The 21,888-nt window shown below is 58.1% G+C and carries 20 protein-coding genes and 1 pseudogene; 15 read left to right on the plus strand and 6 right to left on the minus strand.

What is annotated here, in order from left to right:
* The first annotated feature begins 166 nt into the window (after positions 1-166).
* Both ACP7BO_RS21040 and ACP7BO_RS21045 read left to right on the plus strand, forming a co-directional pair.
* The gene (locus ACP7BO_RS21040; RefSeq protein WP_426212552.1) at positions 167-694 is read left to right on the plus strand and encodes an anti-virulence regulator CigR family protein; all 528 of its coding nucleotides are present in this window, start codon (positions 167-169) and stop codon (positions 692-694) included.
* A gap of 130 nt (positions 695-824) precedes the next feature.
* Positions 825-1,085 (plus strand): hypothetical protein, encoded by a 261-nt coding sequence (locus tag ACP7BO_RS21045; RefSeq protein WP_060692080.1) that lies wholly within the window; start codon positions 825-827, stop codon positions 1,083-1,085.
* 27 nt (positions 1,086-1,112) lie between these two features.
* Here ACP7BO_RS21045 and ACP7BO_RS21050 read toward each other — a convergent pair whose 3' ends face one another.
* From ACP7BO_RS21050 to ACP7BO_RS21065, 4 genes are all read right to left on the minus strand, one after another.
* Positions 1,113-1,310, minus strand: a complete 198-nt coding sequence (locus ACP7BO_RS21050; protein WP_060692082.1) for a hypothetical protein — start codon at positions 1,308-1,310, stop codon at positions 1,113-1,115.
* An 89-nt stretch (positions 1,311-1,399) separates the two neighbouring features.
* On the minus strand, positions 1,400-1,636 hold the full coding sequence (locus ACP7BO_RS21055) for a hypothetical protein (RefSeq protein WP_426212555.1): 237 nt from the start codon (positions 1,634-1,636) through the stop codon (positions 1,400-1,402).
* A 455-nt stretch (positions 1,637-2,091) separates the two neighbouring features.
* Positions 2,092-3,423, minus strand: a complete 1,332-nt coding sequence (gene gltP / locus ACP7BO_RS21060) for a glutamate/aspartate:proton symporter GltP (protein WP_426212557.1) — start codon at positions 3,421-3,423, stop codon at positions 2,092-2,094.
* A 357-nt stretch (positions 3,424-3,780) separates the two neighbouring features.
* Entirely contained in the window at positions 3,781-5,319 is a 1,539-nt protein-coding gene (locus ACP7BO_RS21065) for an MFS transporter (protein WP_426212559.1), read from the minus strand.
* Positions 5,320-5,426: 107 nt separating this feature from the next.
* Here ACP7BO_RS21065 and ftrA point away from each other — a divergent pair, with 107 nt between their 5' ends.
* The 5 genes from ftrA to ACP7BO_RS21090 all read left to right on the plus strand — a co-directional run bounded on the left by ftrA (position 5,427) and on the right by ACP7BO_RS21090 (position 11,569).
* On the plus strand, positions 5,427-6,422 hold the full coding sequence (gene ftrA / locus ACP7BO_RS21070; RefSeq protein ID WP_397456577.1) for a transcriptional regulator FtrA: 996 nt from the start codon (positions 5,427-5,429) through the stop codon (positions 6,420-6,422).
* Between the two features lie 51 nt (positions 6,423-6,473).
* Positions 6,474-6,905, plus strand: coding sequence for a hypothetical protein (locus tag ACP7BO_RS21075; RefSeq protein ID WP_426212561.1), 432 nt, complete (start codon positions 6,474-6,476; stop codon positions 6,903-6,905).
* Between the two features lie 587 nt (positions 6,906-7,492).
* Entirely contained in the window at positions 7,493-8,902 is a 1,410-nt protein-coding gene (locus ACP7BO_RS21080; protein ID WP_397456580.1) for an NAD(P)/FAD-dependent oxidoreductase, read from the plus strand.
* Positions 8,889-10,127, plus strand: a complete 1,239-nt coding sequence (locus tag ACP7BO_RS21085; protein ID WP_426212564.1) for an NAD(P)/FAD-dependent oxidoreductase — start codon at positions 8,889-8,891, stop codon at positions 10,125-10,127. The genes ACP7BO_RS21080 and ACP7BO_RS21085 overlap by 14 nt, the downstream gene beginning before the upstream one ends.
* A gap of 26 nt (positions 10,128-10,153) precedes the next feature.
* Positions 10,154-11,569, plus strand: coding sequence for an FGGY family carbohydrate kinase (locus ACP7BO_RS21090; RefSeq protein WP_426212566.1), 1,416 nt, complete (start codon positions 10,154-10,156; stop codon positions 11,567-11,569).
* Positions 11,570-11,625: 56 nt separating this feature from the next.
* Here the strand turns inward: ACP7BO_RS21090 and ACP7BO_RS21095 are convergent, their stop codons facing one another.
* Complete coding sequence (locus tag ACP7BO_RS21095; protein ID WP_397456584.1) at positions 11,626-12,408, minus strand: DeoR/GlpR family DNA-binding transcription regulator; 783 nt, start codon at positions 12,406-12,408, stop codon at positions 11,626-11,628.
* A 484-nt stretch (positions 12,409-12,892) separates the two neighbouring features.
* Here ACP7BO_RS21095 and eutH point away from each other — a divergent pair, with 484 nt between their 5' ends.
* The 8 genes from eutH (at position 12,893) to ACP7BO_RS21135 (ending at position 21,402) form a co-directional block, all read left to right on the plus strand.
* A complete protein-coding gene (gene eutH, locus ACP7BO_RS21100; protein WP_397456585.1) occupies positions 12,893-14,140 on the plus strand; it encodes an ethanolamine utilization protein EutH in 1,248 nt (415 codons plus the stop codon).
* Positions 14,141-14,196: 56 nt separating this feature from the next.
* Positions 14,197-14,553, plus strand: a complete 357-nt coding sequence (locus tag ACP7BO_RS21105; protein ID WP_397456586.1) for a DUF1937 family protein — start codon at positions 14,197-14,199, stop codon at positions 14,551-14,553.
* 272 nt (positions 14,554-14,825) lie between these two features.
* Positions 14,826-16,037: an ABC transporter substrate-binding protein gene (locus ACP7BO_RS21110; protein WP_397456587.1), complete on the plus strand. Its 1,212-nt coding sequence runs from the start codon at positions 14,826-14,828 to the stop codon at positions 16,035-16,037.
* A gap of 53 nt (positions 16,038-16,090) precedes the next feature.
* Positions 16,091-16,966 (plus strand): branched-chain amino acid ABC transporter permease, encoded by an 876-nt coding sequence (locus tag ACP7BO_RS21115; RefSeq protein WP_060692102.1) that lies wholly within the window; start codon positions 16,091-16,093, stop codon positions 16,964-16,966.
* Between the two features lie 11 nt (positions 16,967-16,977).
* The gene (locus ACP7BO_RS21120; protein WP_426212569.1) at positions 16,978-18,759 is read left to right on the plus strand and encodes an ABC transporter permease subunit; all 1,782 of its coding nucleotides are present in this window, start codon (positions 16,978-16,980) and stop codon (positions 18,757-18,759) included.
* Positions 18,752-19,456 carry an ABC transporter ATP-binding protein gene (locus ACP7BO_RS21125; protein WP_060692105.1) on the plus strand — a complete coding sequence of 235 codons (705 nt, stop codon included), beginning with the start codon at positions 18,752-18,754 and terminating at the stop codon, positions 19,454-19,456. The genes ACP7BO_RS21120 and ACP7BO_RS21125 overlap by 8 nt, the downstream gene beginning before the upstream one ends.
* A 45-nt stretch (positions 19,457-19,501) precedes the next feature.
* On the plus strand, positions 19,502-20,272 hold the full coding sequence (locus ACP7BO_RS21130) for an SDR family oxidoreductase (RefSeq protein ID WP_426212572.1): 771 nt from the start codon (positions 19,502-19,504) through the stop codon (positions 20,270-20,272).
* A 110-nt stretch (positions 20,273-20,382) separates the two neighbouring features.
* On the plus strand, positions 20,383-21,402 hold the full coding sequence (locus ACP7BO_RS21135) for a LacI family DNA-binding transcriptional regulator (RefSeq protein ID WP_397456590.1): 1,020 nt from the start codon (positions 20,383-20,385) through the stop codon (positions 21,400-21,402).
* Positions 21,403-21,669: 267 nt separating this feature from the next.
* Here the strand turns inward: ACP7BO_RS21135 and ACP7BO_RS21140 are convergent.
* A pseudogene (locus tag ACP7BO_RS21140) lies at positions 21,670-21,888 on the minus strand (putrescine ABC transporter permease PotI); the annotation flags it as partial.

Raw genomic sequence — 21,888 nt, forward strand, 5'->3', positions numbered from 1 at the left:
GTTTTGCCCCCTCTGAGCAGTGATCTTCTGTCCTGCTACCGCCAACCTCCCCCCAGTACTGCAGCAGGCGCTGTCCTGCGTGGCCTGATGCGGCGCTGTAAAGTGAACCAAAAGCGTATTACAGGTCTACATTACAGTGGTTAACCCGCTTTCTCAGGATGTGCATATGTCCACTTCTCGTAAACTGATTTCAGCTTTCACCTGCCTTGCATTGGCCTGCAGCTGCGCTGGCGCATTGGCCGATCCCGGTAACGGTAACGGTAACGGTAACGGGGGCGGGGGCGGGCAGGGCGGCCCGCCAAATAGCCAGGGTCATGGCAATCAGGACAACCGTGGCCACCAGGACGACCACGGCAAGCAGGGCGGGCCAGGTGGTCATGACGCCAAAGACGGGCATCCGGGAAAGGGCGACCGGGGTCATGGCCCGAGCGTCAATTATGAAAGTACCCGGGGCATTATCGGTGGGCATCGGGACTACTGGCGCCCGGGTCCGGCCTTGCCACCCGGCATTCAAAAAAACCTGGCGCGAGGCAAGCCTCTGCCGCCCGGCATCGGCCAAAGGCTTGATTCCCGGCTGGAGGGTCGCCTGCCGCGTTATGAGGGCTACGAATGGCGCCAGGCAGGCACGGAGCTGGTGCTGGTGTCGCTTGCATCCGGGCTCATCTATGAAATTATCAATGGCGCGTTCAATTGAAACAACGGGCCATCCCCGCCGCAGTAGTCATGCACCGGGAGCGCAGGAGCCGGTGCATGACCTGTTCAAAGGTGTGCATCACAAACCCCGGCTATAGTGAAACTCCCTTCCTTGAATTATCGAGAGCCTTATGAAACGGTCAGTTTTATTTGTTCTGGCGGGCCTGGTCGCAACTCCGATTTTTGCAGCCGAAGATTTGTGCGCCATCAATCTGCAGAAATTATCCGATTACAAAGCCACAGCCAGCACGCTGGGGCAGCCACTGCTCGGGCAGATACGTGACGCACGAGTTGAGGCACAAAAAGCACAGGCTGAAGGTGATACGCAGAAGTGCATCAGCCTCACCAATAAAGCACTGCAGGACGTTGTGAACTCGCAAAAAGGTCAGTAGCCGAAGAGGCGGGCCCACAGTGAACCCTCAGTGAAGCGTGCGGCGATTTTCGCCAATCCGGATCCTGTCCAGAGCCCGATTTAAAGCGTCCAGGGCATCAAGCAGGGCTTTGGCCTCGGCTTCTCTGCCATCCCCCCAAAGGCGCTCAGCCATTTTGTTGAGCGCCTGTATCGATCTTTCTATATCGGCAGCGGTTACTGTCTTGGCGGGCGGCTTGTTTGGCATGGGTGATTCCTGCTGGTACGGCCCCTAACGTCATGGCCGCTGAATATCGGCTGTGCTGCGGTTTGCTTCGGGGCGACTATCGAGGGGGCTTACTGCTTGCTGCGCAGGCGTTTGAAAAGCTTCACCAGATACCAGGGGGTGGCAAGGATCAGCACCAGAATGGCTGCGAGGGGCAGAGACTCGAGCCAGAGGGATGCCAGAAGCCTGGACTGGATCAGCCATCCATCAGCGCTATTGGGATCGGTCTGGGCATACGCCGAAAGCAGTGAAATCACGGACGTGATCAGCGCCAGCCAAATGGCGGTACGAACCTGCTCTCTATTCATGTTTTTTCGATTCCCTTGGAGGCTCTGAGTAAAGCGCGCGATGCTATCAACATCGATACCGAGCCGGACAGAAGAATATTGTCATGCACCCGGATGTCAAAGTCGCCTCCTTCACGCTTCTGGCCCTGATCAGCAGTCAGTTGCGATTCTTGGCTTTGCGGGCATAGTTTTCCGCGAGAAGCGGCATCCGGCAAAGCCGAATTTCACCAACATACGCCCCCCCCCCTGTAGGAGCGAGCTTGCTCGCGAGCTTTTCAACGCGCAGAGCACGGCTCGCGAGCAAGCTCGCTCCTACAGTAGATTCTTGGCTTTGCGGGCATAGTTTTCCGCGAGAAGCGGCATCCGGCTAAGCCGAATATCACCAACATACGCCCCCCCTGTAGGAGCGAGCTTGCTCGCGAGCTTTTCAACGCGCAGAGCACAGCTCGCGAGCAGGGGGGCGGGTATCTTGGGTATCAGCTGTCTGAAACCTCGCCAGCCGGCAGGGCTTCCTTGCTGCGCCAGTGCGGCAGCGAGTTCCAGTAGCGCTCGCCCTTGGCGTCGTCGTACATGCCTTCCCAGCGCGAAATCACCAGTACCGCCAGGGCGTTACCAATCACGTTCAGGGCGGTACGCGCCATGTCCATCACACGGTCAACACCGGCGATAAAGGCCAGGCCTTCAAGCGGAATACCCACGCTGCCCAGGGTTGCCAGCAGCACTACGAAGGACACGCCCGGTACGCCGGCGATGCCTTTGGAGGTGACCATCAAGGTCAGTACCAACAGCAATTGCTGGCTGATCGACAGGTCGACGCCATACAGCTGCGCGATAAAAATCGCCGCGATACTTTGATACAGGGTCGAACCGTCAAGGTTGAACGAGTAGCCGGTCGGGACCACGAAGCTGCAGATAGCCTTCGGTGCGCCGTAGGCTTCCATCTTCTCGATCACCCGCGGCAGCACGGTTTCAGAGCTGGCGGTGGAGTAAGCCAGAACCAGCTCGTCCTTGAAGATGCGCATCAGCTTGATCACCGAGAACCCGAACAGACGAGCAATCAGGCCCAGTACCACGAAGGCGAAGAAGGCAATGGCGAAGTAAACCAGAAGCACTAGCTTGGCCAGCGGCACCAGCGACGCAAAACCGAAGTTGGCAACGGTCACGGCGATCAACGCAAACACACCGATTGGCGCGTAGTTCATGATCATGTGCGTGACTTTGAACATCGACTCGGACACGCCCTGGAAGGTTTTCACCAGCGGGTCACGCAGCTCGGCGTTCAGGCTCGACAAGCCGAGGCCGAAGAGTACCGAGAAGAAGATGATCGGCAGCATCTCACCGCGAGCCATGGCGGCGAAGATGTTCGACGGAATCAGATTGAGGATGGTTTGAATGAAAGCGTGCTCATGGGTCACTTCAGCGGCAGTGGCCTGATACTTGGAAATATCGACCGTGCCCAGTGTACTCATGTCGATGCCGGTGCCCGGCTGGAACACGTTGGCCAGCACCAGGCCGACCAGAATCGCGATGGTGGTCACCACCTCGAAGTAAAGGATGGTTTTAAGACCGATACGCCCAAGCTTCTTCGCATCACCAACGCCTGCAATCCCGACAACCAGCGAGGAAATCACGATCGGGATCACGATCATCTTGATCAGGCGGATAAAGATATCGCCGGCAGGTTGCAGAACGTTGCTGATCCACCAGGCCTTTTCGGCACTGAAGTGGTTAAACAGGGCGCCGATTGCAATCCCCAGTACCAGACCGATGAGGATTTGCCAGGCGAGGCTAAGTTTTGCCTTCTTCATATTATTTTTCTTTTACCTTTACTTCAGTTTTACGTAGGTGGGTGCCCGAGCCGGAACGCTCTTTGGCGCAAAAATCTGAGTATGTGCCCCCTCGCCTGCAGCTCTCTGGCAGGTGCCCAGGGCGGCGCGACTATTCCAATGCGCGAGGGCGCCGTCTAATGCTGTAAATGCCTACCCCATGCTGAAACTGCATGGGATTTGTCCAGCAATACCGCTGCCGGCAACGGTTCGAATACGCCATTTCGGGTGGCATAAGTGCCGGAATCCGGCCATCGCAGAGCAGGGTGAAGCGTTTTCTGGTTGGCCAAATCAAGGGCTAAAGCCAAGGCCGATGAGCCCTGCACAAAGGCCTTTATGTTAGTTTTTGGCGGTATTGCCGCTGCCCGATCCGGTATTTGCAGATGCTGAAGCCATCAACAGGGTTGCCGCTGACATGTTCGACCATGGCCTGAACACCGCAAAGCTGGCGAGCGCCAGCAGCAATACGCTGCTGGCGCCATACACCAGTACCCAGCCGAAACCCTGGTTCAGGGCCGCGTGAAAGGTAGCGGCTGGCACTTCGATCTTGCCGGCCGCCAGGGTTTGCGCGGCGGCCTGTAATGCCAGCGGGTCAGTCGTACCAGGCAAGGTCTGGCGCAGGCTGGCAGCAATCCCTTCCACCAGTATCCAGCCCATTACGGCGATGTTGATCGCAAGCGATATCATCCGCGCGCTCATGTCCATGCCGGACGCCATGCCTGTCCTGGCCGGGGGCACGGACCCGGTACTGAGATTGGTCACCGGGGTGTTGGTCAGGCCAAGCCCGGTACCCGCCAGCAAGCAACCGGCGGTCATGCACGCCAGCAGCCACTGCGGGTTCGCGACACCTGTAGCCATCACCATCAGCCCTGCACCTATGGCCAGCATCCCGGCGGGAATCATCACCCCCGGGTGCAGGGTGAGCATCAGTCGCTCAGCCAGCGGTGGAATCAACAAGGTCGGAAGGGTGTAAGCCAGTAGCAGCAATCCACCCTCGAGCCCGCTAAGCCCCATGCCTGTCTGGACGTAGATGGGCAGATAAATCATTAACGGCCAAAAGCTGAAATTCATGCCCATGGATCCCAGCAGTGCACCGGAGAATTGCCGGATCCGGAATACCGAAAAGTCGATCACCGGTTGCGGGTTGAGCTTTTGTGAAATCAGAAAAACCATGAAGGTCAACAGCGTGGCCAGTGCTGCCCAGCAGACCGTCGCTCTCGACATCTCGGGCTGGGAGCCTTGAATAATCAGGTAGGTCAAGCCAAAAACGCTCAACGCCAACAGCACGATACCGAGGCTATCAAGCTTGCCTGCGGGAGCATCCCGTGACGACTGCACACCTGCCCGGCCGAGGGCTGCGGTCAGCAGCGCCAACGGCACATGCACCAGAAACACCCAGTGCCAGCTCGACAGGGCAACGATCCCCGCGCCGATCACAGGCCCCAATCCCAGCCCTGCGCCAAACACCACACCCCACCAGGCAAAGGCTTTGCTGCGGCTGACGGGATCGGCGAACTGACGGGACAGAATGGAAATCTGGCAAATCAACATCGCGCCCCCGCAGGCTCCTTGCAAAGCCCTGGCGACAATCAGCAGTGGCGCGCTGTCGGCAAGCCCGCAGGCCAGCGAGGTCAGACCGAACAGCGTCACGCTGGTTAAAAACAGGGTTTTGCGACCGTAGCGGTCGAGCCAGGCGCCGACCGCCATCAACACCGTGGTACAGGCCAGGGTGTAGGCATTCATGACCCATTGCAGGTCGCTGAAACGGGCTCCGAGCTGGGTGTCCAGGGTTGGCAGGATCACCGGCACGCTGGATATTTCCAGGCCGAACATCATCGCCGCCAGGCATACCGCCGCCAACGTTACTGGCGCTCTCATCGATTCCTTCATGCTGCATGACTTCCATGGGTTCAAGTTCAGGCTGCGATGATCAGGGGAGGGCGCGCGGGTGGAAATCGGCATAAAGGCCATGTATCGTCAATTTCATGCCAAAACTCATTGATGACACCCTTGCCCCCTTTAACGCCATGCTGGTGGTACTGGCTTACGATCAGCTGTGCACTTTCGAGTTCGGCACCGCCATCGAGGCATTCGGGCGCGATGATCCGCAGCGCAAGGCACCGCTCTACGATCTGCGGGTTGCTGCTGTGGAGCCGGGACCGCTGAGGGCCTTCGGGGGTGTGCAGATCGTTGTGCAAGGAGGGCTTGAATTACTGGCGCAGGCCGGCACCATTGTCATCCCGGGCTGGCGCGACCTTGCACCGGACGTGCCCGCAGAACTGCTTGAGCAATTGAGGGCGGCCAGTGCCCGGGGCTGCCGGATTGTCACGATCTGTGCCGGCACCTTTGTACTTGCAGCCACCGGCTTGCTGGCGGGCAAGCGTGCCACTACCCACTGGCATCATCACCTGGCCCTGGCCCGTGCCTACCCGGATATCCAGGTTGAGCCCTCGGTGCTTTACGTCGATGAGGGCGACATCCTGACGTCCGCGGGCAGCTCCTCCGGAATCGATGCCTGCCTGCATTTGATCCGCCGCGACTTTGGCCCTGACGCTGCGAACCGCGCCGCCCGGCGCATGGTGACACCGCCGCACCGGCTGGGGTGTCAGGCGCAATACATTGAACAACCCGTCAGCGTCAAACCCGGCAGCAGCCTGGCACCCCTGCTGGATCAGCTGCGGGCGCACCCGAACAGCGAAATTGATATTGCGCATTTGGCCCGCATCGTCAACATGAGCCGTCGCACCTTCCTGCGCCGCTTTCACGATGCCACCGGCACCACTCCCGGCGACTGGTTGCTTGGGGTCCGGCTAGAGCGCGCCAAGGTCTTGCTGGAGACCAGCGTGTTGTCCATACCGCGGATTGCCGAACAATGCGGGCTGGGTTCGGCAGAGAACTTGCGCCATCACTTTCGCAACAAACTGGGGAGCAGTCCGACCTGTTATCGCAAACAGTTCGGGCGGACAGTGCCGGCTGATTGAATAGAGCGCGCCAAGGCGGTTCACCTCAACAGGTCATTAAACGGGATCTACATGGACGAGCAAGAGGTTTTCAGAAACAGCCACTGGGTAGTGACTCATCGGCGAGATGCCCGTTACGACGGCTACTTGATCATGTCATCGGTACAGGTCGCATCCGACCTCAGCGATTTAAGCGACCAGGCGCTGTCATCCCTGGGGCTGGTGATGAAAACCCTGGAGTGTCTGCTGGTAAAGGCGTATTCGCCCTACAAGGTGGTGTTTTACAAATTGGGTTTCTCCCCGGGTTTCAACGTACATTTTCATGTTGCTCCCGTCTCGCGTGCCTTGCTGTCAGAGATAGCAAAACACCCCGCATATGCCGACGAGCCTGACGGAAATGACGTCATCCTTTATCTGAGTCGGCACTATTGCGAAAGACCTCTGAGCGCAGAGGAAACCGCAAAACAGCGCTCGGCGGTTCGTCTGCTGCGCACTTTTGTGTGAACAAATACCCATCAGTGGAGGGTTGCAGTCCGGTGCCTTATCGTTTCTTCAACTGTGATCCTATGTGGTTTGTTCTCTTATATCGGGCATCAAATTTGTGTTTATTGACCGGTATCTCCTGAGGCGTGGAGGTTCGGCCATGCAGTTCGATCGCAGAATTGTTCGTTACGCCAGTGCCACCTCAATCTGCAGTCCAGATGAAACAAGGCTTATAGCCTTAAAAGTGTGCAAAGGTAACGACTGACTGCTGCGTTGTGTAGCCTCGTAACGCTTCTTTGACCTATTGACTGATTCCACATAATTGTTGGCGTCGCTGGGTTTTGACTGAGTGACACTCCGGTCTGGCGATCTGGTAAGCATGCAGTTAGCGCTCAAAAATCTCCTCCTGGACCCTCTGCACGCAGTAACCATTGGCTATTGAGAGTGACTTGATTGCGGCCCCGCCATCACGGCATTCCAGGGGCGTTCGTTAGGCGAGTGAATAGTGGCTGCCAATCGGTCATTCCAACCCCGAATCGGTCAATGGCATATGCAATGCAGCCTTGTAGGCATTACAGATGCTGCCACTTCACCAGACAGGCTTGATCATGACGAAACCATTCCCGAATCAGACCGATGCCTACGACGTTGTCGTTATTGGCGGCGGCGTTGTGGGATGCGCGATGGTACGGCGCTTCACCCTCGAAGGCGCGCGGGTGCTCCTTCTGGAGAAAAGCCCTGACATCCTTTCCGGCGCCAGCAAAGGCAACAGCGCCATTTTGCATACCGGCTTCGATGCGCCGACCGCAAGTCTCGAACTGCAGTGCATGAAAGACGGCTACCGGGAATACCTGGATATTCGCTCGAAAATGTCGCTGCCCTTGCTGGAGACCGGGGCAATGGTCGTGGCCTGGAATGAGGCTGACCTGCACAAGCTGAAGGGGATTGTTCAGCAGGCCCATGACAACGGTGTCGCGGACGTCTCGTTGATCGATCGTCAACAGGTGCACGCCCTGGAACCGTACCTGGCACTGAACGCACTGGGGGCGGCCAGAGTCCCGGGCGAATTTTTGATTGATCCGTGGTCGGCCCCGTTGGGCTATCTGCTGCAGGCGCTGATGCACGGCGCTGAAGTGAAATTCAATACACAAGTCGACGGCGGCCGTTTTGATGGTCAGATCTGGTCTCTGGAGACCACTGCCGGGATGATCCGTGGCAAGACCATCATCAACTGCGCCGGTTTGTTCGGCGATGTGCTGGAGCAAAAGCTGCTGGGCCAGTCAAGCTTCTCGATCCATCCGCGCAAGGGCCAATTTGTGGTGTTCGACAAGGCAGCAGCCCGCTACCTGACGAACATCATCTTGCCGGTTCCGAATGAACGAACCAAAGGCATCGTCCTGACCCGCACGGTCTACGGCAATCTGCTGGTAGGGCCTACGGCCGAAGAACAGCAAGACCGGATTCATGCAGGGCTGGACAGCGAGGTGCTGCAACAGTTGGTGGATGCTGCGGTTGAGCGTATTCCGCAACTCGAGGGTATGCCTGTCACGGCAACCTACGCCGCGCTGCGACCTGCAAGTGACAAGAAAGAGTATCGGGTGGGTCGGGTCGAAGGTAAAAACTGGATTACCGTCGGCGGCATTCGCTCCACGGGGCTGACCGCTGCGCTTGGGATCGCAAAGCACGTGTTCAGCCTTTACCAGGAACGCCATGTGCCGCTCCCTGCTACCAGCCTGCAATGGCCGGCGCTGCCTAACCTTGCCGAACATTTGCCGCGGGATTATCAGCGCCCCGGCTACGGTGAAATCATTTGCCACTGTGAAATGGTCACCCTCAGAGAAATCGAGAATGCCCTGGCCAGTGCGCTTCCACCCGGCGACCTGGGGGGGCTGAAGCGCCGCACCCGTGCCTGCATGGGGCGCTGTCAGGGTTTTTATTGTGGGGCCCGGGTAGCTGAGCTAAGCGCCGGCCATCTGGCCATTCCCCTCGCTACAGGTGTTTGTCATGAATCCCATTGAAATCCAGTACGTTGATGTCGCCATTGTCGGTGGTGGGCCGTCGGGCCTTTCGGCTGCGATAGAGCTGCGCAGGCTTGGCGTATCCAGAGTGGTGGTGATTGAGCGCGAGCCGCAAGCGGGCGGCATACCGCGCCATTGCGGGCATCCGCCTTTTGGCTTGCGCGAATACGCAAGGGTTTATACCGGTCCCGATTACGCCCGGCGCAACGTGGAGGAGGCGTTAAAGGCCGGCGTGGATATTCGGCTCCAACACTCGGTAACCCGCCTGGGGGACGATGGCCTTCTGGAGGTTGCAACTCCCGACAAGGCCATCATTATCCAGGCCGGTCGCGTGCTGATTGCCACAGGCGCAAGGGAAACCCCGCGTTCTGCCCGCCTGGTAGGGGGCGATCGCCCGCTCGGGGTCATCAATACCGGGGCCTTGCAGTCCTATCTCTACCTTGAACACCTCAAGCCTTTCGAGCGGCCATTGATCGTGGGGACCGAGCTGGTCAGTCTGTCTGCGGTGCTGAGCTGCCGTCGTGCCGCAATCAAGCCCGTGGCGATGATCGAGAGCAATGCCAGGGCCACGGCCCGCTGGCCGTTGTCCCTGTTCCCCAGGCTGTGCGGGGTACCCATGCACTTCGGTGCGCAGTTGCTGGAGATCCACGGCACCGGCCGGGTAGAGGGCGCAAGCGTGCGGCTGGCCAATGGCAGTGTCAGGCAACTGGATTGTGACGGAGTGTTGCTTACCGGGTGTTTTATCCCCGAGTCCAGCCTGGTGCGAATGAGCAATCTGAAGCTGGATCTCAAGAGTGGCGGGCCGGAAATTGACCAGTACGGTCGCTGTTCCGATCCGGTGTACTTCGCTGCGGGCAACCTGTTGCGGCCTGTCGAAACCGCAGGCTGGTCGTTCCGTGAGGGCCGTAAAATAGCCGCCATGATGGTCAAGGACATGCACGGCCAGCTTCCGGATGCAGAGCGTGGGGTGCCAATCATCTGCAAGGGCGGGTTGAAACTGTGTGTGCCACAACGCTTGAACCTCTCTTCAGTAGCCGGTATGACGCACCTGCAAATGAGGGTGGGCAAGGCAGTCAAAGGGCGTCTGGTGGTGCGCGCGGATGGCAAGGAACTTTGGTCGCGTGCCGGCTCCTGCCTGCCGGAGCGTCGGCTGCTGGTGCCGATTGCAAGTTTGAATGTGCCAAAGGGCGTGCAGCAACTCGAAGTCGACTTTGTCGGCCAATAACAACCCATACGGCGAGGAGACTTTAAATGCGTATTGCCGCTCTCGATCAAGGCACCACCAGCACCCGGGTGCTGGTGGTGACCGAAAATGGCTCGGCCGACATCCAGCTGTCGCTCCGTCACCAGCAGCACCATCCACAGCCGGGCTGGGTTGAGCACGATCCGCTTGAGTTGCTGAGCAACATTGAGCGGTGCCTGGAAGCCACGGGCCAGGTGGACGCCATCGGGATCGCCAATCAGGGGGAGAGTTGTCTGGCGTGGGATGCCAGGACCGGAGAGCCTTTATCTGCGGTCATCGTCTGGCAGGATAATCGTACCTCTGCACAGATCGCCAGGCTGCGCAGTGACGGCGGCGAGACATTGACCCTGGAGCGGGCCGGGCTGCCGCTGGACCCTTATTTTTCGGCCAGCAAACTCGCCTGGATAGTACAAAACCTGCCCGCCGCCCAGAACGCCCTGAAAGCGGGCCGGTTGCGTCTGGGTACCACGGATGCCTACTTTCTGGATCGCCTCACCGGTGTCTTTGCCACCGATGTCACCACCGCATCGCGTACCTCGCTGATGAATCTGTCTACCGGGCAATGGGACAGCGAGCTGTGCGAATTATTTGGCGTGCCCATTGAGACGCTGCCTGAAATCCGCGATACCGTCGGCCATTTTGGCGAGATTGGGGTGACCCCGGTAACGGCATCCATTGTTGACCAGCAGGCCTCTCTCTATGGTCACGGTTGCCGTGAAGAAGGCGATGCAAAGATTACCTTCGGTACCGGTGCATTCGCGCTGACCCTGACCGGCGAGCAAATTATCAGGGCTCCGGAAAAGGGACTTTTGGCAACCATCGCCTGGCAGATAAACGGCAAGCCGACCTATGCCATGGATGGCGGCGTTTATGATGCGAGCGCGGCGGTCGAGTGGGCAGGGCGGCTCGGCTTGTTCTCGGATTTTTCGCAGCTTGCGGCTTTTGATCAGCCGCCAGCCATTTCCCGGCAGCTGGCATTTGTGCCTGCGTTGTCCGGGCTCGGCTGCCCGCACTGGGATCGAAGTGCAGCAGCGCTCTGGGTCGGCATGAATGGCGGTACGACACGCGAGGACATGTGCCAGGCATTGCTTGAAGGCGTTGCGTTGCGCAGTGTTGAAGTGATCACGTCCATGGATGATTTCTTGAATGTGACCGATCATTTATCCATCGACGGCGGGCTGGCGCGCAGCCCCTATTTTGCCCAGTTTCTCGCGGATGCCTTGCAACGCAACATTGTCACCCAGCGTTTTGACGAACTGACTGCCTTCGGTTGTGCCGCTCTGGCCGCTAAAGGCATAGGTGTCGAACTCAAAGCCCCGCGCAACACCAGTACCACGTTCCGACCGAAAGCCAGCGCCGGGGAGGCGCTGCAATGGCGAGCTACCTTCGCCGATGCCGTGAAGCGCTGCACCCACTGGCGTTAGATGCCGGGCAACCGGATTCAGCGAGGGGCAGACAACCGCGTCCGCCCCTCGATCATTCATGGCCAGTCGGGTTTGTTCAGGGCGGGGGCTTCATGCACCTCAACCCGGGCGTCGGCCAATGCTTTGGCAAGCTCACCCATGGGTTTTCGATCGATCACAAGCCGATCAATCCGTTCCAGCGGGAACACCTGGAACAGCGCTCTTTTGCCCAGCTTCGAAGAGTCTGCAATGACGGTCAGGTAGCGTGTACGCGCAATCATCGCCCGGGTGATTTCCGCTTCTTCAATCGAAAAGTCAAAAGCCCCGTCCGTGCTCAGCGCACCAATCGTCACCACGGCATGTTCGGCGTTAAATCTGGCGATTTGCTCCATGGCCAGTGCGCCGGTGTTCTGCTCCGATTCGGGGCGATATTCCCCTCCGATCATGAATACTCGATTGCCGCTTGCGCCAATACTGGCCGCGATTTGCAGTGAGTTGGTAATCACCGTAATGCGATTGAGGCGGGCCAGTTCCCGGGCAAAAAACAAGGTGGTGGTGCCCGTGTCGATGAGGATGCTGTCGCCGGGTGCGTAGAGCCCTGCCGCATATTTGGCCACTGCCCGTTTTTCCTGGGAGAACTCGTTCATCCGTGTCTGAAACGCGTTTTCGTGTTCGCCGCTGGGTGGCAGCGATGCACCGCCATGGAATTTGGTGACTTGCCCATCCTCGGCCAGAGAGGTCAAATCCCTGCGAATGGTTTCCTGTGACGTGCTCAGGGTTCGTGCCAGTTCGTCGACCGAAATCCGCTCGCGCTGACGAAGCAGTTCAAGGATGTGTTGTCGTCTTTCGTTGGGGCGCATGTTCAATCCTCTCAGTGCTACGCGAATGCTCTTTGGCCGCGCATTGCTGTTACCCGGGCACACAAATGATGCCGGGGTAACGACGTCAGTGAATAGCTGCTCGCCATGGAAGACTTCAGCGTTTGGTATTCACCTTTGCCGCCACACATCGCTGGCCCATTGCTTTCAAGGGGTCGCTCAAGAGTACGGAATAAAAATGACCGATTCCAGTGGGTTTAACGATCAAAACCACATCAAAACAACAAATGGCATGCGAAGTGGTTACTAATACGGCGTGAGTGAAACCTTTGGGCGCAGATACACAGCGTGCAGACGATGAAGCACAAACAAAAAAGGGTATTTGAGTCCTGGTCGCTTCGGTTGATCCCCGGTGGATTTTCGCGAACGATCCAGCAATCGGTTTATGAGCCTCAGCGCTCATTCGTTGGTGCGACCAGCTTTGGCTGCGCCCGTTCAAGCATTTGATTCAGCACAGGTGATGGCAATGGCGGAATTCGGGAATTACGTAATTTATCTGATCATGATAGGTGCCGTTGTCGGGGCTTTCGCCTCGGTGCTCAAGCCAGAGAGCGGCCTTGGTAAAGAGTTCGTGAACGGCATTCACTCGATCGGTCCTGTGTTTCTGGCGCAGGCAGGGATCATGGTGGCAATCCCGTACCTGTCGAAATTCATCGAAGTCGCTCTGGGGCCTTATTTCGGTGCAATGGGCTCGGATGTCTCGATTGCCGCGCTGTCCATCATTGCCGTGGACATGGGCGGGTACCAGTTGGCCGATGCTCTGGCGGCGAACCGCGACATGTGGATTACCGCAATGATTGTCGGCTACACCTCGGGCGCCACCATCGTTTATCTGATCCCGGTCGGCTTGATGATGCTTGACCGTAAAGACCACAAGTATCTGGCGTTGGGTGCGATGGCCGGTTTGATCAGCATCCCGTTTGCAGTGCTGGCATCGCTGATGATGATCACCGCATTCAATCTGCCGGTACGTGAAGTCGTGTCCACCACCGCCCCCGCACTGCACTACCTGACACTGGATTTCGTCGGCTGTCTCAAGTTGCTCGCGCCGCTGTTTGTGTTTTGTTTTTTGCTGGCTGGCGGGTTGCGCTACAAGGCCTCGCTGATGGTGTCCGGCTTTCTGATCTTCGGCAAATTGATGGATGCCTTCATCAAGATCGTACTGGCCCTGGCAATCGTCGAGCACTTCACCGGTTTTTTCATGAAGAATTTTGGCGTATGGGGCTTCGACCCGATGTTCGCTGATCAGAAGGAGCTGTTCCGCGCCATCGAAATTGCCGGTTATATCGGCATCATGCTCGCGGGCACATTTCCGATCTGCTACCTGTTTCAGCGCTACTGCAAAAAACCGATGGAAGTGCTGGGCAAGCATCTCGGGCTTTCGGCCAATGGTGCCGCGGCATTCATCATGGTGTTCGCCAATATCATTGCGGTGTATCACCTGTTCAACAAGATGAATGCCAGGGACAAAGTCCTGTGTGTGGCGCTGGGTGTTTGCGCTCAGGCGACCATTGGCGATCACCTGGCATTCACCGCGAACTTCCAGCCGACGCTGATCATGCCGATTCTGCTGGGCAAACTTTTCGGCGGCCTGCTGGCGGTCGCGATCGCGATCCGTATCTCCGTGCCAGCCGCTCAACGTTATGAAGCCGAGGAGCAGGCACGGGCGCAAATTGCCGATCAGTTTGGTACTGCCTCGATCCAGCCTGCCTGAAACCGAACATCCGTAGTCGGGGAGGGCACAGGCTCTCCCGTTTTAACGAGGTAAACATGAGAAAGATTTTTCTGGCCTGCCCTTACAGCCATGCAGACGCATCGGTCACCCATGATCGTTTCATCGAGTGCAACAAGGTGGCAGCAAGGATCATTGAGTCGGGCAACGTGGTGTTCAGCCAGGTTTCAATGTCCCACCCGATCAACCTGGCATTCGCAGGCAAGGACAGCGCAACCATCGGCAAGCTGTGGGCGCCGGTGGATGCGGTGTTCATGGACATGATGGAGGAACTGATCGTTCTTGATCTCGTAGGTTGGGACCTGAGCTCGGGGATCAAGCGTGAAATCGAGTTCTACAAAAACCGTGGGCAGAAGGTAAGCCTGTGGTCGGAAGTGCAAAGCGAATTTAACTGACGCTCCTGCAAGCAGTCCGGGGCCCTGCAAGGGGCCCTTTTTTATGGGCACCAGTGTGCATTTACGGGCGGTCGGGTTTTTGCCACGGCAGCGCTTGACACGGAGACTGCTTAGACGATAAATATGAATCGCTTCATAAAACGACTTGGTAAAAAATAAATCTAATAAATTGTTTCGTGTCAGTGCTCATTTTAATTGGCTATAGCCGAGTGGTATGCATCTGAAGCGATTCATTTAGTGTCGAGGCATCGGCACTGAACCAGGAGAGAATAATGAATAAAAAACACTGGGTTGCCTCTGTCTGCGCGGTCTTGACGGTCAGCGCATCGCTTGTAGCCCATGCCGATGTAAAGCTGGGCGCGCTGTATCCCTTCAGCGGTTCCCTGGCCCTGCTCGGTGACGAGAGCTATCGCGGACTGGAAATCGCCATCGCAGAACGCAATGCTTCAGGGGGCTTGAAGGGCGAACAGATCAAACTGCTCAAGGCGGACGCGGTAGATGCCGGTCAGGCCGTGGGGGCTGCGCGCAAGCTCACCTCGGTAGAAAACGTTACGGCAGTGTTCGGCAGTTATTCTTCAGCCCTGGCTTTTGCCGCGACCCAGGTCACCGAGCTGGCAGGTGTGCCTTATTTCGAGTTGGGCGCGGTGTCGGACAACATCACCGAGCGCGATCTTAAATACGTGATGCGCAGCAATCCCACCGCGCGCAATTTTGCTGAAGGCACCATCACGGCGATCACCGACGTTGCGGCTCCCGCACTGGATATCGACCCGCAAAAGCTAAAGGTCGCAATCATTCACGAAGATGCCCTGTATGGCACCACGATCGCGAACTTCCAGAAAAAAATTGCCCAGGAAAAAGGCTTGAATGTGGTTGAGGTGCTGCCCTATTCAGCCAAGGCGGTCGATCTGTCTTCCTTGATTCTGCGCCTCAAGGGCTCACAGGCCGATGTGGTTCTGCAAACCAGTTATCAGAATGATACGACCCTGTTTTTCCGTCAGATCCGCGAGGCCGGTTTCAAGCCTAAGGCCGTAATTGGCGCGGGTGGCGGCTATTCCATGCAGGACACGCTCAAGGTCGTGGGTGCAGAAAATATGGAAGGCATCCTGGACGTGGATTTCCCGCAGTTTCAAACCAACGAGGCAGGCGCGCCGGGGATTGCTGCATTCGCCCGGGCGTATAAAGAACGCTACGGCACGGACCCGCGTTCAGGGCACAGTCTGATGAATTACGTGGGGGCAAAGATCTTTCTCGACGCCATGGAAAGCAGCGAGTCTCTGGACGCAGATGCCATTCGGGCGTCGGTGTCCCGGGTCGACATTGCCGTGGGTAATACCGCCGCCGGGGTCGGTGCAAAGTTTGCCGATAACGGACAGAACGAGCGCGCCAGTACCGCCATCATGCAATGGCAGGACGGTGTGTTGAAAACGGTTTATCCAGAGTCTGCAGCTGTGGCCAAAGTGCGGTTTATCGACCCCCAGTAATGCACTGACACTAGTAGTGTTGCCTATTCGTTCGCTCGACAAGAGGGCGCTCCGTGGATATTTTTCTGCAGCTGGTTCTGAACGGCTTATTGCTGGGAGGAACATTAGCCATCATCAGTATCGGCCTGACTTTGATATTCGGCATCGTGCGCGTGGTCAACTTTGCCCACGGCGAATTTTTAATGATCGGGCTGTACGCCGTTTATTTCATGAATGCCAAGTTCGGGATTCATCCCTACGTTGCAATTATTCCGGCGACGATAGTGTTGTTTGCGGCAGGCGCGGCGATGCAGCGCTTCATCATTGAGCCGCTGCTGAGCGCTGAGGGGCATATTCAAATCTTCGCTACGGTAGGCGTCTCCATCGCGCTGATGAACGCAGCGCTGCTCATGTTTGGCGCTGATGTGAGGACGGTGCAGGACGTTTCATTCGGGACCGGGTCCGTGACCCTTGGCCCGTTTCGCGCCAGCAGCGGGCAGTTGATTACCTTTGCCGCTTCGCTGGTGATGGTTGCCGGTCTGCACTGGTTCTTGCACAGCACATTTCTGGGGCGGGCCGTACGGGCAACCGCCCAGCATCGCGACGCTGCCCAGTTGATGGGCGTGGATGTGAAAAAAATCTACATCTTTGCTTTCGGTCTCGGCTGTGCATGCCTGGGCGTGGCGTCCGGCCTGATTGCACCGCAATACCCGGTATTCCCTACGGTGGGTACGTTCTTCGTGCTGACCGCTTTCGTCATCGTTGTTCTCGGCGGTCTGGGAAGTTTGTCGGGAGCGCTGATGGGCTCCATGGTCATTGGTGTGGTGGACAGTCTGGCGGGTTATTACATTGCCCCGGACTTGAAGGAGGTCGTCTACTTTTCGATCTTTCTGGCCATTCTGGTTTTCCGCCCGACCGGGCTCTTCGGCGCCGGCCGCGGGTCTGAATAGGAATTAGGCTGATGAATATCTTGCATCCCCGCGTCTATATGAGTTTTTTGCTTCTGGCGCTGTTGCTGATCATCCCGATCAGTGCCGGATCGCCCTTTGTTTACCACCTCTTCATCTTGATTTGCAGTTACGCGGCGCTGGCCAGTGCCTGGAACATAGTGGGCGGTTTTGCCGGCCAGCTGTCTCTTGGGCACGCGGTGTTTTATGGCGTCGGCGCCTACACAACCACCTTGCTGATGATCAACTTTGGCTTGAGCCCGTGGATCGGCATGTTTGCGGGGGCGATTCTCTCGGCGCTGGTTGCGATAGTTATCAGTTGGCCGTGCTTCAGGCTGCGCGGGCCATTCTTTGCCCTGGCAACCATCGCCGTACTTGAAGTGGTGCGGCTGGTAGCCATCAATCAGCACGATGTCACCGGCGGCGCGGCAGGGCTGGGGGTGCCCCTCAAGCTGGGTTTTGAATGGATGTTGTTTCGGCCTCGCTGGCCGTACCTGTTAATAGCCTTCGGGTTCCTGGTCATCACCCTGGCAGTGTCCTGGAAAATCAAGACGTCACGTTTGGGCTATTACCTCATCGCCGTGCGCGAGCGTGAAGACGCGGCGCATGCAGTGGGGGTCAACTCGGTAAAAGTGAAGCTCATAGCAGTGGTGCTGTCTGCTTTCCTGACCAGTCTTATCGGCAGTTTCCATGCGATGTACCTGACGTTTATTGAGCCCGGGTCCATGTTCTCTCTCGACTTGTCGATCCAGATTGCGATGTTCGCGCTGATCGGTGGTCTGGGTACGGTTTCGGGGCCGCTGATCGGCACTCTTCTGGTTCTGCCGCTGGCCGAGCTTGCCCGTGGCTGGCTCGGAGACATGGGCAGCGGTGTACATGGCCTGGTGTACGGCATTGTCCTGGTGGTGGTGGTACTCACTATTCCCCAAGGGCTGGTGGGCAGGTTCGGCGCGCGAGTGTTTGGCTGGATCGATTCGTTACCTGGCGGCAAGACACCGCAGCGCAGGCCGGCACCGCCCGCAACTGTTTCGCCGTCGCCACAGCGCCCGGTGACAAAGGGCGAGCCGATTCTTGTTGCAGAGCATTTGCACAAGTTTTTCGGCGGTTTGCACGCCACCAACGATGTGTCATTGAGCCTGGCCGAAGGTGAGATCGTCGGGGTTATCGGTCCGAACGGCGCGGGTAAAACCACCGTGTTTAACCAATTGTCAGGCTTCCTCTTGCCGTCCGAGGGGAGGGTCAGGGTGCGCCTGCCGGACGGTGAGTGGGTGACACCCGCCAGCCCGGCAGAGTTTGCAAGGGCAGGAATCGGCCGGACCTTCCAGATCGTGCAGCCATTTGCTGATCTGAGCGTGAGTGAAAACATCATGCTCGGTGCGTTCATGCATACCGCCGACACGGACGAGGCCCGGGCTATCGCCAGCCAGGTCGCGCAGTTGACGGATCTGGCAGCCTTGCTCGACACCAGGGCCCGAAACCTCACCGTAGGCGGCATGAAGCGGCTTGAAATGGCCCGGGCACTGGCAACCCGTCCGCGAATCCTGTTGCTTGATGAGGTGATGGCCGGCCTCAATCCGACCGATGTGGTCAAGGCCATCGAAGTCATTCGCCGGGTTCGCGACTCCGGTGTGAGTGTGCTGATGATTGAGCACCTGATGCAGGCCACCATGAGTCTGTCCGATCGAATTATCGTCATCAGCTCAGGCTCGATGCTGACCCAGGGTGCGCCTCAGGATGTGATCAATGATCCCCGGGTAATCGAGGCCTATCTGGGCAAGGAGTACAGCCATGCTTAAGTTGACTGATGTGCATGCAGGGTATGGCGGTACCGAGATTTTGCGCGGTGTTTCATTTGAAGTGAATGCCGGTGAAGTCATCACCATTGTCGGTGCCAACGGTGCCGGCAAAACCACCACGCTGCGCAGCCTTTGTGGTGTGGTGGAGCCCACCCGGGGCACCATCGAGTTTGAAGGCGAGCGCATTGACGGGCGCCGTCCCGACCAGATTGTTGCAGCAGGTCTGACCCTTATCCCGGAAGGGCGACAGCTGTTTCCCTTCTTGAGTGTGCGCGACAATTTGCTGATGGGGGCCTACAAGCGCAGCGCACGTTTGAATTACAAAAAGCAGCTGGATGATGTGCTTGATCTGTTTCCTCGAGTACGCGAACGCCTGGAGCAAAATGCCGGGACCCTGTCGGGCGGTGAGCAGCAAATGGTTGCCATTGCCCGTGGTCTCATGGCGCAACCCAAGCTGCTGATGTTCGATGAGCCGTCCCTGGGCCTCTCGCCGCTGCTGGTTTCCCAGGTCTTCGACATCATCAACAAGATCCTGGCGCTCGGCACCACGGTGCTGATCGTCGAGCAGAACATCGTTCACACACTGCGCATCGCCGACCGCGGGTACGTGCTCGAAAACGGCGAAGTGGTACTCAGCGGAACGGGGCAGGAGTTACTCGATAACCCCCACGTCAAGCGCGCATACCTGGGGCTGTAAGCCGGTGCCCGGGTCACTCACGATTATCAAGTAATGAGGCTGGTCATGAAAAAACTCCGACATGCCGGACGTGTAGTCCTGGTCACGGGCGCCGGTGGCGGAATCGGCGCTGCTATTGCCCGGCTGTATTGCGAAGAAGGCGCCAGTGTTGCACTGGTTGATTTTGATGAGGCCAGTGTGCGGCACCAGGCGGTTTTGCTGCGCGAGGCCGGGCATACGGTTGAATGGGCCAACGCCGATGTCGCGCAGTATGACGAGTGTGCAAGGGCTTGCGCTCAGCTCGCGGCGAAGCTCGGCCCGATCGACACGCTGATCAACAATGCCGGGGTGTCGCCCAAGCACAACGGTGCTCCGGCTCCGGTCTGGGAAATGCACCCGCAGGAGTGGGAGAGGGTGGTCGGGATCAACCTTACGGGCTCTTTCAATCTTGTACGGGTGCTGACGCCGTCGATGGTCGAGCGCCGCTTCGGGCGCATTGTTAACATGTCGTCCGTCGCAGGGAGTGCATACCTGCCCATAGTGGCGGTTCATTACAGCGCTACCAAAGCGGCGATTATCGGTTTTACCCGGCATTTGGCCGGTGAGCTTGGGCCATACGGCATTACGGCCAACGCCCTCGCGCCCGGCCGGATCGAAACGCCAATGCTCAAGACGGTGTCTGCCCAGGCTAACCAGGCGGTGGCTGCCGAGACTCCGCTGCGGCGTCTCGGCACGCCTCTGGAAGTGGCGAAGGTGGCGTGTTTCCTGACCTCGAACGAAAGTGATTTTGTGACCGGGCAGGTTGTTGACGTAGCGGGTGGCTGGTTGATGCGTTAAGGGTCTGCCGCCGCCCGGGCAAATTGCATAAGCTGATTGCGGGGGCTATGGTCCGGTGGTCCCCGGCCACATTTTTTCCGGCGTGTTGATCCAGGAATGCAGATCTTTAGATGAAAAATAACCAAAAGCCCAAGCTCAAGGATGTCGCTGAACTGGCGGGGGTTTCGATTGGCAGTGCTTCCCGGGCCTTGTCCGTACCGCACCTGGTAAAGCCTGCAACGTTAGAAAAGGTTTCAGCGGCTGTATTGAAGCTTGGCTATGTGCGCGATGGCGCAGCGCGGGCCCTGGCGTCACGGCGAACCCATAGCATCGGGGCGATCTTTCCGACCTTCAACAACCCGGCTTTTGCCGAAGCGGTGCAGGCCCTTCAGCAGCGACTGAGCGAGCTTGGCTACCACCTGATCATTTCCTCGCACGAGTATGATCAGGGCCAGGAACTGATCTGTGTCAGGAACATGATCGAGCGGGGCGTGGAAGGGTTGCTGCTGGTGGGTACAGAGCACAGCCAGTCAGTGCATGACGTATTAAACAGCTCCAAATGCCCGTTTATCCTCATGTGGTCCCTGGATGGCGCGCACCCCCATCACTGTGTCGGTTTCAGTAATGAGGAGGGCGGGCGCATGATCGCGCGGCATTTGATCAGCCTTGGGCACAAACATATCGCCATGATTGGGGGTGTCGCTGCCTACAACGAGCGGGCCCACTACCGAAGGGTCGGTCTGGTCGGCGAACTCCTGCAGAGCTCGATCGAACTGCCCGGCTCGCGGATCATTGAACAGCCCTTTACCCTGGAAGGCGGGCGGGCTGGTCTGCGGATTGCCATGGAGATGACGCCCAGGCCAACGGCGATTGTCTGCAGCACCGATGTGACCTGTATGGGGGCCATTGCCGAAGCACGGATCATGGGGATCAAGGTACCCGAAGAGCTGTCCATTACCGGTTTTGACGATATCGACTTTGCGGCTGTATCGGTCCCGGCGCTTACCACGGTGAACGTACCGTCTTCGAAAATCGGCATCAGCAGTGCCAACAACATTGTCTCGTTGATTGAAGGGCGCCCGTTTGCCCGCCGCGAGCGCGTGCAAATAGAGCTGATTGTTCGTCAGAGCACTGCTGCCTGTCCTGATTGAATCCCTTTCCATACGGCCACGAAGAGCTCGCGAGCAAGCTCGCTCCTACAGGTTTTCCGCAGTGGGCGTTTTCGGAAGGCGTACATCGGGCTGCTTCCAGGACTCGGCCGAGGCTTCGGCGCGGCAGCCTGCCCCCTGTAGGAACGAGCTTGCTCGCGAGCCGTTTGAGCTTAAAAGCTCGCGAGCAAGCTCGCTCCTACAGGTTGTTTTTAGCCATAAAAAAACCTCGCTTCCTTTGCAGGAGGCGAGGTTTTTTATGGTGCTGTCTTATGCCGCAGTAGGCGTTTTCGGACGGCGCACATCGGGCTGCTTCCAGGACTCGGCCGAGGCTTCGTCGATGGCTTGCTGGATGGCCTTTTTGCGATGCTCTTCGGCACGGCGGCTGAAGAACCACACCAGGAAGGTCACCAGCGACACCGCCAGCAGAATCAGGCTGGCCACGGCGTTGATCTCGGGTTTGACCCCCAGACGTACCGCCGAGAACAC

It is taken from the genome of Pseudomonas sp. TWR2-1-1, assembly GCF_049897045.1.
In the GTDB taxonomy this organism is placed as follows: domain Bacteria; phylum Pseudomonadota; class Gammaproteobacteria; order Pseudomonadales; family Pseudomonadaceae; genus Aquipseudomonas; species Aquipseudomonas versuta.